At 65.4% G+C, this 12,393-nt stretch carries 17 protein-coding genes; 12 read left to right on the top strand and 5 right to left on the bottom strand.

The window, feature by feature from the left end; genetic code table 11:
* Positions 1 to 72: 72 nt before the first annotated feature.
* Entirely contained in the window at positions 73 to 933 is an 861-nt protein-coding gene (locus ACI2KK_RS02265) for a DUF6279 family lipoprotein (protein ID WP_404667710.1), read from the bottom strand.
* 130 nt (positions 934 to 1,063) lie between these two features.
* Here ACI2KK_RS02265 and ACI2KK_RS02260 point away from each other — a divergent pair, with 130 nt between their 5' ends.
* On the top strand, positions 1,064 to 1,900 hold the full coding sequence (locus tag ACI2KK_RS02260; RefSeq protein WP_217839807.1) for a S1 RNA-binding domain-containing protein: 837 nt from the start codon (positions 1,064 to 1,066) through the stop codon (positions 1,898 to 1,900).
* Here ACI2KK_RS02260 and ACI2KK_RS02255 read toward each other — a convergent pair whose 3' ends face one another.
* Positions 1,901 to 2,281 (bottom strand): hypothetical protein, encoded by a 381-nt coding sequence (locus ACI2KK_RS02255; RefSeq protein ID WP_404667709.1) that lies wholly within the window; start codon positions 2,279 to 2,281, stop codon positions 1,901 to 1,903.
* A gap of 136 nt (positions 2,282 to 2,417) precedes the next feature.
* Complete coding sequence (locus ACI2KK_RS02250) at positions 2,418 to 3,887, bottom strand: nitrous oxide reductase family maturation protein NosD (RefSeq protein WP_404667708.1); 1,470 nt, start codon at positions 3,885 to 3,887, stop codon at positions 2,418 to 2,420.
* A 243-nt stretch (positions 3,888 to 4,130) separates the two neighbouring features.
* Here ACI2KK_RS02250 and ACI2KK_RS02245 point away from each other — a divergent pair, with 243 nt between their 5' ends.
* The 3 genes from ACI2KK_RS02245 (at position 4,131) to def (ending at position 6,070) form a co-directional block, all read left to right on the top strand.
* Positions 4,131 to 4,310 (top strand): CsbD family protein, encoded by a 180-nt coding sequence (locus tag ACI2KK_RS02245; RefSeq protein ID WP_404667707.1) that lies wholly within the window; start codon positions 4,131 to 4,133, stop codon positions 4,308 to 4,310.
* A gap of 273 nt (positions 4,311 to 4,583) precedes the next feature.
* Entirely contained in the window at positions 4,584 to 5,537 is a 954-nt protein-coding gene (locus ACI2KK_RS02240; protein WP_369987654.1) for a YihY/virulence factor BrkB family protein, read from the top strand.
* The gene (gene def / locus ACI2KK_RS02235) at positions 5,534 to 6,070 is read left to right on the top strand and encodes a peptide deformylase (protein WP_404667706.1); all 537 of its coding nucleotides are present in this window, start codon (positions 5,534 to 5,536) and stop codon (positions 6,068 to 6,070) included. The genes ACI2KK_RS02240 and def overlap by 4 nt, the downstream gene beginning before the upstream one ends.
* Here def and ACI2KK_RS02230 read toward each other — a convergent pair.
* Entirely contained in the window at positions 6,025 to 6,393 is a 369-nt protein-coding gene (locus ACI2KK_RS02230) for a GNAT family N-acetyltransferase (RefSeq protein WP_404667766.1), read from the bottom strand. The two genes, def and ACI2KK_RS02230, sit on opposite strands and share 46 nt — an antisense overlap.
* 371 nt (positions 6,394 to 6,764) lie before the next feature.
* Here ACI2KK_RS02230 and ACI2KK_RS02225 point away from each other — a divergent pair, with 371 nt between their 5' ends.
* Positions 6,765 to 7,022, top strand: a complete 258-nt coding sequence (locus tag ACI2KK_RS02225; protein ID WP_404667705.1) for a DUF2790 domain-containing protein — start codon at positions 6,765 to 6,767, stop codon at positions 7,020 to 7,022.
* Positions 7,023 to 7,203: 181 nt separating this feature from the next.
* On the opposite strand, the gene ACI2KK_RS02220 is transcribed toward ACI2KK_RS02225, so the two are convergent.
* Positions 7,204 to 8,556 carry a PLP-dependent aminotransferase family protein gene (locus ACI2KK_RS02220; RefSeq protein ID WP_404667704.1) on the bottom strand — a complete coding sequence of 451 codons (1,353 nt, stop codon included), beginning with the start codon at positions 8,554 to 8,556 and terminating at the stop codon, positions 7,204 to 7,206.
* 76 nt (positions 8,557 to 8,632) lie between these two features.
* On the opposite strand from ACI2KK_RS02220, the gene ACI2KK_RS02215 reads away from it, so the two are divergent.
* The 7 genes from ACI2KK_RS02215 (at position 8,633) to ACI2KK_RS02185 (ending at position 12,370) form a co-directional block, all read left to right on the top strand.
* Complete coding sequence (locus ACI2KK_RS02215) at positions 8,633 to 9,598, top strand: threonine dehydratase (RefSeq protein WP_404667703.1); 966 nt, start codon at positions 8,633 to 8,635, stop codon at positions 9,596 to 9,598.
* A 48-nt stretch (positions 9,599 to 9,646) separates the two neighbouring features.
* Positions 9,647 to 9,901, top strand: coding sequence for a type II toxin-antitoxin system HicA family toxin (locus tag ACI2KK_RS02210; RefSeq protein WP_404667702.1), 255 nt, complete (start codon positions 9,647 to 9,649; stop codon positions 9,899 to 9,901).
* Positions 9,898 to 10,230 (top strand): type II toxin-antitoxin system HicB family antitoxin, encoded by a 333-nt coding sequence (locus ACI2KK_RS02205; protein WP_217839799.1) that lies wholly within the window; start codon positions 9,898 to 9,900, stop codon positions 10,228 to 10,230. The genes ACI2KK_RS02210 and ACI2KK_RS02205 overlap by 4 nt, the downstream gene beginning before the upstream one ends.
* Positions 10,231 to 10,289: 59 nt before the next feature.
* Positions 10,290 to 10,934, top strand: coding sequence for a LysE family translocator (locus tag ACI2KK_RS02200; protein ID WP_369987648.1), 645 nt, complete (start codon positions 10,290 to 10,292; stop codon positions 10,932 to 10,934).
* 43 nt (positions 10,935 to 10,977) lie between these two features.
* A complete protein-coding gene (locus ACI2KK_RS02195; RefSeq protein WP_404667701.1) occupies positions 10,978 to 11,454 on the top strand; it encodes a GyrI-like domain-containing protein in 477 nt (158 codons plus the stop codon).
* Between the two features lie 103 nt (positions 11,455 to 11,557).
* Positions 11,558 to 11,983 carry a YybH family protein gene (locus tag ACI2KK_RS02190; RefSeq protein WP_404667700.1) on the top strand — a complete coding sequence of 142 codons (426 nt, stop codon included), beginning with the start codon at positions 11,558 to 11,560 and terminating at the stop codon, positions 11,981 to 11,983.
* Between the two features lie 42 nt (positions 11,984 to 12,025).
* A complete protein-coding gene (locus ACI2KK_RS02185; protein WP_217886041.1) occupies positions 12,026 to 12,370 on the top strand; it encodes a YciI family protein in 345 nt (114 codons plus the stop codon).
* Positions 12,371 to 12,393: the final 23 nt, after the last annotated feature.

Raw genomic sequence — 12,393 nt, 5'->3', positions numbered from 1 at the left:
AGGGATCGCATTACCTTCAGGTCCATGCCATCCCTGTAGGAGCCGGCTTGCCGGCGATGAGGCCAGTAGCCTTTACCCCTTCAGGCACTTCAACTCGCTGAAATCCGTACGCACCTTGCCCAGCCGCTGCTGCAACAACGCCTTCTGCTGCGGGCTGCTCTGCTTCATCAGGTCCACCAGCAGGCTGCGCGCCTGCTGCTCGGTGTTCTGGAAGGCCACCTTGTACTCCGGCGTCCACAGGCTTTCCTTGCGTTGCAGCAGTTGCGCCAGGCGTGGCTCGAAGCTTGGCGATGCGCGCTGGTCCATCACCAGCACCAGTTGCTGCTGCCAGTGGGCGCGGTTGGCGATCCACTGGCGGTTCTGGTCGCCCAGGGCCTGGCTCCAGCTCATCACCCGCAGGCGCTGTTGGGCGTTGAGCTCGCCCAGCCACGGCTCCAGGCGCTTTTGCATGCGCGTGGCGCGCTGTTCGACCTGTTTGGCCAGCGGCGTGTCGACGTATTCCTTCTGCCGTTCGGCAATGTCATCGCGAAACGCCTGGCGCATCTCGGCCACCTGGCTGTCGTTCATGCCGCGCAGCAGTTCGGTGGCGGAGGGGGTGATTTCTTCGGCGACCCGGCCGATGGCCTGGCGGGCCTCGTCGGTGCGCTGCTGCAGGGCCTGGTCGGTGACCGCGTCGTTGGCCACCATCAGGCGGACGCGGTCGAGCCAGTCGAGGTAGCCGGGTAGCTGGGTTTTGCAGTGCCAGGCCAGGTGCTCCTTCAGCCGTTCGTCGAGCAGGCTTTTTTGCTGGCGGTTCATGGCCAGGTAGTCGCCCAGCGACCAGGGCACCAGGCGGTCGAGATTGCGGTAGGCCAGGTCGATGCGGCTGCAGGCGCCGAGCGCCAGGGCGATGGCTAGAAAAGTGAGCAGGGTTTTGATCAGGCGTAGGGGCATGAGCGATTCCTTGCAAAAGCTTGCCAGGCGGTAGACGCAAGGTGGGCGTGGCGGTTCCGGCAGATGTGCCCGCAGGCGGGCGAACGGGTCAGGTGTTAGAATAGCCGCCTTGTCTTGAGGATCTTCACAAATGGCTCTGCTTGGGCGTTACAACAGTTTGCAAATCGTGAAACACGTGGAATTCGGCCTGTACCTGGACGGCGGTGCCGACGGCGAAATCCTGCTGCCACGGCGCTACTTCCCCAAGGATGCCGAGCTTGAGCTGGACGATTGGCTGAACGTGTTCATATACCTGGACAGCGAAGACCAGCTGATCGCCACCACCGAAAAACCCAAGATGCAGGTGGGCGAGTTCGCCAGCCTCAAGGTCAAGGACATCAACGGCGCAGGCATTTTCCTCGACTGGGGCCTGTCCAAGGACCTACTGATGCCCTATTCGGAAGAGTCGCGGCCGCTGAAGATCGGCGACTATTGCGTGGTACACGCGTACCTCGACAAGCGCACCCGGCGTATCACCGCTACCGCCAAGCTGGACCGCTATCTGGACACCACGCCTGCCGACTACAAGCCCGGCCAGCCGGTGGAACTGCTGGTGGCCGGCGAGACGCCGATGGGCTTCAAGGCCATCATCAACAACCGCCACTGGGGCCTGATCCACAAGAACGAGGTGTTCAAGTTCCTGCGTTCGGGCATGCACGAGAAGGGCTTCATCAAGGAAGTGCGTCACGACGGCAAGATCGCCCTGAGCCTGCAGCCGGTGGGCCAGGCCTTGGCCGACGGCCTGCACGAGCAGATCATGCAGCGCCTGGAAGCCGCCGGTGGGGTGCTGCCGGTGTGCGACAAGAGCGACCCGGCGGTGATCAGCCAGATGTTCAACGTCAGCAAGGGCAACTTCAAGAAGGCGATTGGCGCGTTGTTCAAGCAGGGCAAGATCGTCATCCATGACGACCGCATCGAGCGGGCCTGATCAGGCCTGCACGAAGGTACGGAAATCCAGCTGCTCGCCGCCCGGGCGGGTGTCGCGCAGCAGTGAGTCGCGGTCGGCGCTCAGGGCCAGGCTGATGGTCGAGCGGCGCTTGCCGGGGTTGCGCACTTCCATCTGCTCCTGATGAGCCCGCAGGAAGTTGACCGGCACCTTCAAGTGCTGCAACGCGTCGGTTTCGGGCGTGTGCAGCAGCAGGTTGACCCAGTCGGGCTGGCCCTTGCGCAGCAAGGCTACGGGGACTTCGAACCACCACAGGTTGCGCTTCTTGTCGAGAATCGCGAACAGGGTGTTGGCACTGGAGAGCACCGGGTTGGCCAGGGCCAGGTTACGGCGGGCGATGGCACTGGGTTTGTCGAGTTTCATGCAGGTTCCTGCGGGTTGACGCCAGAAAGGCCTGACATTGTGCGGCTGAGCTCATCGCGGGGCAAGCCCGCTCCCACAGGTTGCAGGCGGCGCGATCCCTGTAGGAGCCGGCTTGCCGGCGATAGGGCCATAAGCCTCAACGACGAAGCGGCTGGCTAAGCTCCGAGGTCGCCCCATCCACGCGGGTTACCGTCGCGGTAAAGCTCTGCAACCCACCCACCTGCTCCAGCAACTGGGCAAACCGCGCCTGCCCCTGGGCATCGCTGTTCACCAGCACCTCACCCAGGTACTGCTCGGCCTCGCGCCCTTCAGCGGCCGCATTGCCGAACAACTCCACCCGCAACAGGCTCGACGCAGGCCCCTGCACCTCGCCACGCAGCACATTGCCCGCAAACCCGGTCAGCTTCGGTGGCTGCTGGTTGTGGTTGGGCAACGGCTGGCACGGCTTGGGCTCGCCCTTGGCGTCACAGATGATCGCCTGGTCCTTCTTTGGCAAGTCCGCCCCGACACCCCGCGAGCCCACATACAGCGCATGGGCCTGGGCCGGCACGCCGAACACGATGGCGCCGGTACGCTGGCCCGGTACGCACGAGCCCCCGGCCTGGCAGCGGAGGATGTCCTGGCTGTTGCCCCAGATACGGTTGGCGGTGAGGCGCGTGGCGGTGGTGTCGGGTTCCGGGCGCAGGGCCACGCCGATGCGGTTGCCGTGGATCAGGTTGCCATCGAGGATATTGCCCTCGCCGGTGACGCTGACGCCGATGGAGTTGCCGCTGAAGGTGTTGGCGGCCAGGTAGTTGCGCTTGCCCCAGTTGATCTGCAGGCCGTCGGAATAGTTCTCGAAACGGTTGCGTACCACGCTGTTGTCGTTGCCCAGCAGAATCTCGATGCCTTGCGACGGCTCGGGGTTGGCGGGCGTTGAGCGGAACAGGTTGTCGGCCACCAGGTTGAACGCCGCGCCGCGGGTCAGCTCCAGGCCGTCGCCGTTGTCCAGCAACTGGTTGCGCAGCACCTTGTTGTTGTTCGTGGTGGTGGCGGTGGGGTTGCCGGCGCCGTCGTCGCCGGTGAGCATGATGCCTGCGCCGCCCTTGTTGGCGGTGATGCGGTTGTCTTCGATGACGTTGTTGCTGGCGCGGTTGAGCAAGATGCCGATGCAGAAGTTACGCACCTCCAGGCCCTGGATATGCACGCCCTGGGTGTCGCGCAGCACCAGGCCGGGGTGGGTGGTGGTGCGCACGTTGGTGCCGAACTGCCCGGGCACGGCGCCAGGGCAGGTGCGCACGCCTTCATCCTTGATGTAGCCGCTGCCATCGATGGCCACGTACTGGCCGTCGCGGGCCCAGGGCTGGCCGCTCAGGCTGACCGGGCCCTTGATTTCGGGCAGCGCGCGGGTGGGTTTGATCACGTAGGGCGGCTTGCCCACTGCGGCGATCTCGATGCGGTAATGGCCGGGGTTCTGGTTGCTGGTCTCGATGGCCCAGCGCAGGGTGCCGGGCTGGCCGTCGTCGGCGTAGCGCTCGACGGTGAGGGTTTGTACGGGGTTTGCGGCGGCAAGGGCGGGCAAGGGGAGCAGCGGCAGCAGGGCTGCCAGCGCAGGCATCAGGCGCATGGTGCGGGTTTCCACTGACTGTTTGTTGTTATGTGGCGCGCCTCGGGCGGGCGGCCTGTCTGGGCGCGATTCTAGGGCAAGGGCAGGCCGGGGCGGCATGCCGGGCGGCGATTCGGTGCGATATTCGCCCGCTGTTTGCCGTTCGGCTGATGGCAACGCAAGCCATTGAAACTCTGGCGAGTGGCGGCGGGTCGATCTGTTGTCGACACGATTCCCCGTGTCTTTCTTGCAAGGAGACATCCCATGAGTGGCACCAAGGACAAAGCGAAGGGCCTGGCCAACGAGGCCGTGGGCAATATCAAGCAAGGCGTCGGTAAAGCGACCGGCAATGACAAACTGCGCGCCGAAGGCAAGGCCCAGGAGCTCAAGGGCGAGGCGCAACAGGCCGTGGGCAAGGTCAAGGATGCCGTGAAAAAGCCCTGATTGGCTGTGGCTCCTGCAACCCGAGACCTTGTGGGAGCAACTGTCTTGTGCTGCATGCCCCGGCCTCATCGCCGGCAAGCCGGCTCCTACAGGTACGGCACTGGCCTGAAGCTTATGCCAACCCTGTGGGAGCGGGCTTCATGCAGGGCTTTTCTTTACCTGCACACTGAGCAGTCACACTTGCCGCGCGGTCTATTAGACTTGTTGCCATAGACAAGGCCTTCCCGTGGAGTCGGCCAGCCCCTCGATGATCAAGCGGCGAAAGGAGACGCTATGATTTTCCCCGACCTGCGCGGCCTGCCCCTGCACCGTGTGCTGGTGCGCACCGTCAAGGAATTCCTCGACGACGAGATGTCCACCTACGCCTCCGCGCTGGCCTACCAGATGCTGTTCTCGCTGTTCCCCTTCCTGCTGTTTCTGATTGCCCTGATCGGTTTTTTGCACCTGCCGGACTTCTTCTCCTGGCTGCGCCTGCAATCCGAACTGGTGCTGCCGCCCCAGGCTCTGGAGCAGGTGAACCCGGTGATCGACCAGTTGCAGCAGTCCAAGGGCGGCTTGCTGTCGGTGGGTATCGTCATCGCCCTGTGGACCGCCTCGGCCGGCGTGCGCCTGATGATGAGCGCGATGAACGCCGCCTATGACGTGCCCGAAGGGCGCCCGGTGTGGAAGCGCATCCCGCTGTCGGTGGTGTACACCATCGGCATCGCCGGCATGCTGCTGGCCGCCGCCGCGCTGATGGTACTCGGGCCCCAGGTGATGGAGTGGATTGCCGGGCAGGTGGGCTTGCAGGAGGCGGTGGTCACCTTGTGGACCGTGCTGCGCTGGCCGGCGATCATCATCCTGATGATGGTGGCGGTGGCGCTGATCTACTACGTGATGCCCGACGTGAAGCAGAAATTTCGCTTTATCACCCCAGGCTCGGTGCTGGCGGTGGTGGTGTGGATCATCGCCTCGCTGGGCTTTGCCTACTACGTGAAAACCTTCGCCGACTACAACGCCATGTACGGCAGCATCGGCGCGATCATCGTGCTGCTGCTGTATTTCTACATCTCGGCCGCGGTACTGTTGCTGGGCGCGGAGATGAACGCCGTGATCGAGCACATGTCGGCCGAGGGCAAGAACCCCGGCGAGAAGGATTTCAGCGGCGAGCAGCCGCAAGAGACCATCACCGTGCTTGGCCACGAACACCCCGCAGACCCCCAGCCCCGTGAGCCGAACCCGCAATGATCCGTGAAATCCTCAAGATGGGCGATGAACGCTTGCTGCGCATCGCCCCGCCCGTACCGGCGCACATGCTCGGTACAGCAGAGCTGCAACAGCTGATCGACGACATGTTCGAAACCATGGCCCATGTGGGCGGGGTGGGCCTTGCCGCGCCGCAGATCGGCATCGACCTGCAACTGGTGATTTTCGGTTTCGAGCGTAGCGAGCGTTACCCCGACGCCGAGCCGGTGCCGCGCACCATCTTGCTCAACCCGGTGATCACGCCGCTGGCCACCGAGGTGGAGGATGGCTGGGAGGGTTGCCTGTCGGTGCCCGGCCTGCGTGGGGTGGTGCCGCGCTACAAGCACATCAGCTATTCAGGCCTGGACCCCCAGGGCAACCCCATCGACCGCTTTGCCGACGGCTTCCATGCGCGGGTGGTGCAGCACGAGTGCGACCATTTGATCGGCCGGCTGTACCCGTCACGCATCCAGGACTTCAGCAAGTTCGGCTACACCGAGGTGCTGTTCCCCGGGCTGGATGTGGCGGACGACTGACCGCGCACCAGGGCGACCAATGGCTTGCTGCGCTGGTAGCGCGCCAGGCGCGAGGCCAGGGCTTCTGGCAGTTGTTCGGCGTTGCTGAACCCTATGCGAGCATAGAAAGGTGCCAGTTGCGGATCGCAGAACAACCACACCGGCCCCGGGGTGGCCTGTAATGCCGCTTCGATCAACTGCGAGCCCACCCGCTGCCCGCGCTGCGAGGGCGCGACGAATAGCCCGGTCAGCCAGTGGCCGCTGGCTACAGGCACCAGGTTCATCCCGCCGACGATCTCACCGCTGCGAGCCACCCACTGCACACCCTCGCCAGCGGCACGCATGCGTGAGCCATGCTGGCGGTAAAACTGGTCGAGCAGGCGGCGCTGTAACCCAGGCAGCAAAGTAAAAGTCAGCAAGGCGTGCGTGTTCCTCTATCGCCGATCTCTCGGCCTTGCGCTGCGCGGTCTACAGCAAACGGGGGGCGTGGGAGCGGGCTTTGTCGCAGATTGTTGCAATTACGGCAAGGGTGAATATCTGACTTCGGGGTTCAACTATTCCGGGCGAGGCGTAGACTTTTCCTCATCCCCCGGCAGTACGACAAAGCGGGATCGGTACTTCGTGCCATCGGTTGTTGCCGATGACAACTTCTCCGCGCCAATGACGGCATCAGAAGTCACTCGATCAGCGTGATACACCTTCAAGGTCGCAACCCATGAAAGCCCTACTGATTCTTGCATTGGTCGGTATGTCCTCGTTCGCCCTCGCCGAAGAGGCCCAGCCCGCCAGCAGCCAGCCTGTGGTCCAGCAGTACGACTACTCCACCAACCTCGACATCAAGCGCGTGATCCACCTGTCGACCATCCCCAACGTCTGCGAAGTGGTGCCCGCCACCATGACCTACGAAGACCACCAGGGCCAGGTGCATACCCTGCAGTACCGGGCCATGGGTGAGGGGTGCCAGCAAGGGTAACTGGCCTTGCCGATCGGTCTCTGTAGGAGCCGGCTTGCCGGCGATGGCGCCGGGCCTGGAAATGATGTTGCCCGTTCGGGCCTCATCGCCGGCAAGCCGGCTCCTACAGATACGGCGCTGACCTGACGCTCATGCAATCCCTGTGGGAGGCGCGCCGGCAAGGCCGCCCACAGGGCGCGCGTTACAGGGCGTCACGCACGATGTGCAGTGCCTGCTTCAACTGCGCACGGCTTGCCGCCGCTGACAGGCTGACCCGCAGCGCCTGCGGGGTGTGCGTGCCCACCGCGAACACGCTTGCCGGCACCACCTCCACCCCGTGCTCGCGACAGGCCGCCACCACCTGCTCGGCATCCCCGGGCGTCGCCACCCAGGCATGGGGCGACGGCCCGCCATCACTTACCAATGCTGCGCCCAGCACAGCGCGCGCCAAGCGCCAGCGCTCGGCAATTTCCTGGCGCTGCCAGGCCAGCCGTCGCGCCGCAGTACCATCGGCGATCCACTGGCAGGCGATGCGCAGGTTCAGCGGCGACACCGGCCAGTGAGTGGCCTGGGCATGCGGGTCGATGCGTGCCAACAGTGGCGGCCGGGCAACGATCCAGCCCAGGCGCAGGCCGGCAGCCACGGTCTTGGACAGGCTGCTGACCAGCACGCCGCGCCCTTCGAGCAGCGGGTAGAGCGGCGGCTGGTCGGTCAGGGCGCCGTATACATCGTCCTCGATCACCAGCAGCTCATGGCGCCGGACCACCTCGGCCAGGGCCTGGCGGCGGGCTTCGTCCATGCACGTACCCGTTGGGTTGTGCAGGGTTGGCGTGGTCACCAGCACCCGTGCGCCGCTGGCACGTACCATGCGGTCCAGCTCGTCCGGGCGCAGGCCGTAGCGATCCAGGGCCACGCCGTGCACCGGCAGGTGCAACTGGCGGCAGGCGGCCTTGATGCCGGGGGCGGTCAGCGCCTCCACCAGCACCGCATCGCCGGCCTGGCACAGCGACTGCAACACCGTTACCAGTGCCTGCTGGGCGCCGCCGCTCAAGGCCAGTTCGTCCGGGGTCAGTGCAAGGCCGCGGTCGGCCAGCCAGCGCGCGCCGTGCACCCGCCCCAGCAGCAATTGCTGCGGGCCCAGGTAATGGTCGAGCAGGGCGCTGTCACCTTGGGCCAGCAATGCCTGCAGGCTGTCGGCCAGGTCGCGATTGTGCAGGTCGACGACCGGCACGTTGGTCGACAGGTCTATCATCGCTTGCGCGCCGCCCTGGCGTTTCAGGCGGAACAGCGTGGCCTCCTTGCTGCCCGCCAGCACATAGGTGCCGCGGCCCACTTCACCGGCCACCAGGTGCCGTGCTGCTGCCTCCCGGTAAGCCTGCTGGGTGGTGCTGGGGTTCAGCCCCAGCGCCCAGGCCAGGCGCCGCTGCGGCGGCAGGCGTTCGCCGACCTTCAGTTCGCCGCGTTCGATGGCCACGGCAATGGCATCGACCAGGGCCAGGTAGCGGGGTTGGCCGTCGTCGGCCAGGGCTGGAGTCCACACGAAATTGCCACCCATGCAATATAACCTTTGGCCCATACAATGCCCGGCCCTTAGCATCGGTTCAACCTCGTACCCATAAAGGATGACCGCCATGTTCGACCTGCCCGCCCTGCGTGAAGCTGCCGCCTTCGTCCACCAGCACGTGCCGCCGACCCCGCAGCACGCCTGGCCGCTGCTGGCCGAGCGGCTGGGTTGCCAGGTGTGGGTCAAGCACGAGAACCACGCGCCCACCGGGGCGTTCAAGGTACGTGGCGGGCTGGTCTACGTGCGTTCGCTGCTGGCTGGCAGCGAGGTGCCGCGCGGGTTGGTCACCGCCACCCGCGGCAACCACGGCCAGAGCATGGCCCTGGCCGCGCGCCAGGCCGGGCTGCCATTGGTGATCGTGGTGCCCGAAGGCAACTCGCGGGAAAAGAACGCCGCCATGCGTGCCCTGGGCGCGGAACTGGTGGAGCACGGTGTGGACTTTGACGTGGCGCGCGAAGAAGCGGCCCGGCTGGCCGAGGCACGTGGCTACGCCATGGTGCCGTCGTTCCACCCCGAATTGGTGCGCGGCGTGGCCACCTATGCCCTGGAGCTGTTCGGCGCGGTGGCCGACCTTGATTGCGTGTATGTACCGATCGGCATGGGCTCGGGCATCTGCGGGCTGATCCAGGCGCGCAACCTGCTGGGCCTGCGCACGGAAATCGTCGGGGTGGTGTCCGCTGCCGCCGACGCCTATGCGCAAAGCTTCGCCCAGGGCCGTATCGTCACCACCGCCACGGCCGACACCTTCGCCGACGGCATGGCCTGCCGCGTGCCGCACCCCGAGGCCTTTGCCCTGGTGCGCGAACATGCCGCGCGCATCGTGCGGGTAACCGACGCAGAGGTGGCCGCCGCCATGCGCCTGTACCACGAAACCACCCACAACACCGCCGAAGGGGCGGGGGCTGCGGCGCTGGCCGCGTTACTGCAGGAGCGCGAGCGCCAGGCTGGGCGGCGAGTGGCGGTGGTGCTCAGCGGGGCGAATGTGGACCGGGCGGTGTATGCGCGAGTGTTGGCCGGGGAAGAAAAATCCTGAATGAATCTGTAGCAGGTTCCTGCTATCTTTATTTGATAGCATTTTTCGATGAACACACGATACCGGAAGATACTGGACAACATCTTCAGAACGCCGACCACGGCATCACTGCCTTTCGCCGAAATCGAAGTGCTGGTGCTGCACCTGGGCGGCGAGGTGCTCGAGCGCCAGGGCTCAAGGGTAAAGCTTGTGCTCGGCGGGCAATGCTGGCGTTGCCATCGCCCCCACCCTGGCAAGGAAGCCAGGCGGTATCAGATTGAAGAAGCCCGCGAGTTCTTGCTGCGGGCGGGAGTCCGACCATGAGTTGCATGCGCTACAACGGCTATGCCGCCCGCATCGAGTACGATGCACGGGATGATATTTTCGTCGGCCGGGTATTGGGCCTGCGTGACATCATCAGTTTCCACGCCAGCTCCGTGCCAGAGCTGCACCAGGCGTTCCGCGAGGCCCTGGACGATTACCTGGCCGACTGCGCCGAGCAAGGCATCACCCCGGAAAAGCCCGCCTCGGGCAAGGTCATGCTGCGCATTCGCCCAGAGGTCCACGCGGCGGCGAGCGTCGCCGCCAAGGCGGCCGGCAAGAGCCTGAACCAGTGGGCCGACGAGGTATTCGAGCAGGCCTCGATGGCCTGACCTGGCACGTTACAAGCGGTGCACGACGCGCCGTCCTTCCCATTCGACATGAGTCCGCAATGCCCTTTTCCAACGGTTTTCTCCTCAGCCTGTCCCTGTGTCTGGACATCGGTATCGCCAACATCGCCATGATCACCCTGGCCATGCAACGCGGCTTTCTGCAGGGCTTCTGGCTGGGCCTGGGCACCTGTGTCGGCGACCTGGTGTACGCCATAGCCGCGCTGGCCGGCATGACCGTACTGCTGCAGTTCGAGAGCGTGCGTTGGGCCTTGTGGCTGGGCGGCTCGGCGCTGCTGGTGTGGTTTGCGCTGAAGATGCTGCTGGCGGCCTGGCGCGGCGGCAAGCTTGAAAGCCGCAGCGAGGTGGTGGTCGAGTCAGGCTGGCGCGAGTTCTTGCGCGGCATCTTCCTGGCCATGTCGTCACCCACCGCCATCTTGTGGTTTGCCGCAGTGGGCGGGGTGCTGATCTCCCGCTCCGGTGGCGGCAGCCTGGGGGATGCCGGGCTGTTTCTGGCCGGCTTCTTCGCCGCCGGGCTGCTGTGGTGCGTATCGCTGTGCGGTATCGCCAGCCATGGCGGGCGACTGCTCGGGGAGCGCCTGCTGACCTGGTCGTACCTGCTGTCGGCGGCGATCTTCTGCTACTTCGCGGTGTACGTGATCGTGTCCGGGTACCGCGAATTCATTCTGGCCAGCCCTGTGGTGTAGGCTAGGCTCTCGGCTCGATAATCTGCCATAGAGGCCATGCACCATGAGCAGCAGCGCCATTGCGCCCTCCCGTTACGAAGACGGCCGAACCCTGACCCTGGTCGGCTTCGCCGAACGCTTCAACATGGCCGACCTCAGCGGCTTGCCGCGCCTGTGGCAGCGCTTCGGCCCGCATATCGGCCAGGTGCCGGGCGCCCATGGGCATGACAGCTATGGGGTGTGCTACAACCCTGACGATCAGGGCGGCTTCGACTACCTGGCCGGGGTCGAAGTAAGCACTGCCGCCAGCCTGCCCGAGGGCTTCAGCCAGCTGACCCTGGCCCCGCAACATTACGCCGTGTTCGAGCACCATGGCAGCCTGCAGGGCCTGCCGGGCACCTTCAATGCCATCTTCCAGCAGTGGCTGCCGGCCTCGGGCGAGCAGCAGGCCAATGCTGCGCTGTTCGAGCGTTACCCGGCAGGTTTCGACCCTGTCGACCCGCAGGCGGTGATGGAAATCTGGCTGCCGCTGGCACGCTGAAAAAATTCCGGCCGTTGTCGATCTGCCCGGCTACCGTTCGACCAGAAGTGAAAGCGGCGCCCATTGCGCCGCCCGACCTTTGACCCCGTTCGGAGAACCCGCCATGAACAGCGCCGCCGAAAACGAAATTCGCCAACTGATCGATCACTGGATGCAGGCCGTGCGCGAGCGCGACGTGGAGCGCATCGTCGCCCCCTACGCCGACGACATCCTCGCCTTCGATGCCATCCAGGCCCTGCAATTCAAGGGCAAGGCCGCCTACCGCGCGCACTGGGAAATGTGCATGGGCATGTGCACCGGGCCCATGGTGTTCGAGCTGGCCGAACTCACCGTGCATGCCGACGGCGACCTGGCCCTGGCCCATTGGCTCAACCGTTGCGGCCCGGGCGATGACGAAAGCCAGTGCGGCTTCATGCGCGCGACCGTCGGCTACCGGCGCAGCGCCGGGCAGTGGCAGGTGATCCACGAGCACTGGTCGGCGCCGTTCGACATGCAGACGCAAAAGGCCCTGTTCGACCTCAAACCCTGAACCACGGCAACCGCCCATCGCCCACCGCGCCTGGAGACGATCATGAAATACCTGTGCCTGGTCTATTGTGAGGAAGCGCTGCTGCACAGCCTGCCCGACAGCCCTGAAGACGCCGAGTGCATGGCTTACGCCGAAACGGTCCACGGCTCCGGGCGCATGCTCGCCGCCGAGGCGCTCAAGCCGGTGCAGACCGCCACCACGGTGCGGGTGCGCGCCGGGCGCATGAGCCTGACCGACGGCCCGTTCGCCGAGACCAAGGAGCAACTGGCCGGCTTTTATCTGGTAGAAGCCCGCGACCTCAACGAGGCGCTGAACATCGCCAGGGGCATCCCGGCGGCGCGGGTGGGCAGCGTCGAGGTGCGCCCGGTGCGTGAACTGCAACCCTGACGGAGCTTGGCGATGAAGCGAAG

It is taken from the genome of Pseudomonas sp. NPDC089406, assembly GCF_044900265.1.
Taxonomy (GTDB): Bacteria; Pseudomonadota; Gammaproteobacteria; order Pseudomonadales; family Pseudomonadaceae; genus Aquipseudomonas; species Aquipseudomonas fakonensis.
The sequence above is the reverse complement of the archived record's forward strand: the minus strand, read 5'-3'. Positions and strand labels throughout refer to the sequence as shown.

What these genes read in the sequence shown, in the direction of transcription:
- ACI2KK_RS02265 (WP_404667710.1), bottom strand. Translation starts at nt 933, where the DNA reads ATGCCCCTACGCCTGATCAAAACCCTGCTCACTTTTCTAGCCATCGCC.
- ACI2KK_RS02260 (WP_217839807.1), top strand. Translation starts at nt 1,064, where the DNA reads ATGGCTCTGCTTGGGCGTTACAACAGTTTGCAAATCGTGAAACACGTG.
- ACI2KK_RS02255 (WP_404667709.1), bottom strand. Translation starts at nt 2,281, where the DNA reads ATGAAACTCGACAAACCCAGTGCCATCGCCCGCCGTAACCTGGCCCTG.
- ACI2KK_RS02250 (WP_404667708.1), bottom strand. Translation starts at nt 3,887, where the DNA reads ATGCGCCTGATGCCTGCGCTGGCAGCCCTGCTGCCGCTGCTCCCCTTG.
- ACI2KK_RS02245 (WP_404667707.1), top strand. Translation starts at nt 4,131, where the DNA reads ATGAGTGGCACCAAGGACAAAGCGAAGGGCCTGGCCAACGAGGCCGTG.
- ACI2KK_RS02240 (WP_369987654.1), top strand. Translation starts at nt 4,584, where the DNA reads ATGATTTTCCCCGACCTGCGCGGCCTGCCCCTGCACCGTGTGCTGGTG.
- def (WP_404667706.1), top strand. Translation starts at nt 5,534, where the DNA reads ATGATCCGTGAAATCCTCAAGATGGGCGATGAACGCTTGCTGCGCATC.
- ACI2KK_RS02230 (WP_404667766.1), bottom strand. Translation starts at nt 6,393, where the DNA reads ATGCGTGCCGCTGGCGAGGGTGTGCAGTGGGTGGCTCGCAGCGGTGAG.
- ACI2KK_RS02225 (WP_404667705.1), top strand. Translation starts at nt 6,765, where the DNA reads ATGAAAGCCCTACTGATTCTTGCATTGGTCGGTATGTCCTCGTTCGCC.
- ACI2KK_RS02220 (WP_404667704.1), bottom strand. Translation starts at nt 8,556, where the DNA reads ATGGGTGGCAATTTCGTGTGGACTCCAGCCCTGGCCGACGACGGCCAA.
- ACI2KK_RS02215 (WP_404667703.1), top strand. Translation starts at nt 8,633, where the DNA reads ATGTTCGACCTGCCCGCCCTGCGTGAAGCTGCCGCCTTCGTCCACCAG.
- ACI2KK_RS02210 (WP_404667702.1), top strand. Translation starts at nt 9,647, where the DNA reads ATGAACACACGATACCGGAAGATACTGGACAACATCTTCAGAACGCCG.
- ACI2KK_RS02205 (WP_217839799.1), top strand. Translation starts at nt 9,898, where the DNA reads ATGAGTTGCATGCGCTACAACGGCTATGCCGCCCGCATCGAGTACGAT.
- ACI2KK_RS02200 (WP_369987648.1), top strand. Translation starts at nt 10,290, where the DNA reads ATGCCCTTTTCCAACGGTTTTCTCCTCAGCCTGTCCCTGTGTCTGGAC.
- ACI2KK_RS02195 (WP_404667701.1), top strand. Translation starts at nt 10,978, where the DNA reads ATGAGCAGCAGCGCCATTGCGCCCTCCCGTTACGAAGACGGCCGAACC.
- ACI2KK_RS02190 (WP_404667700.1), top strand. Translation starts at nt 11,558, where the DNA reads ATGAACAGCGCCGCCGAAAACGAAATTCGCCAACTGATCGATCACTGG.
- ACI2KK_RS02185 (WP_217886041.1), top strand. Translation starts at nt 12,026, where the DNA reads ATGAAATACCTGTGCCTGGTCTATTGTGAGGAAGCGCTGCTGCACAGC.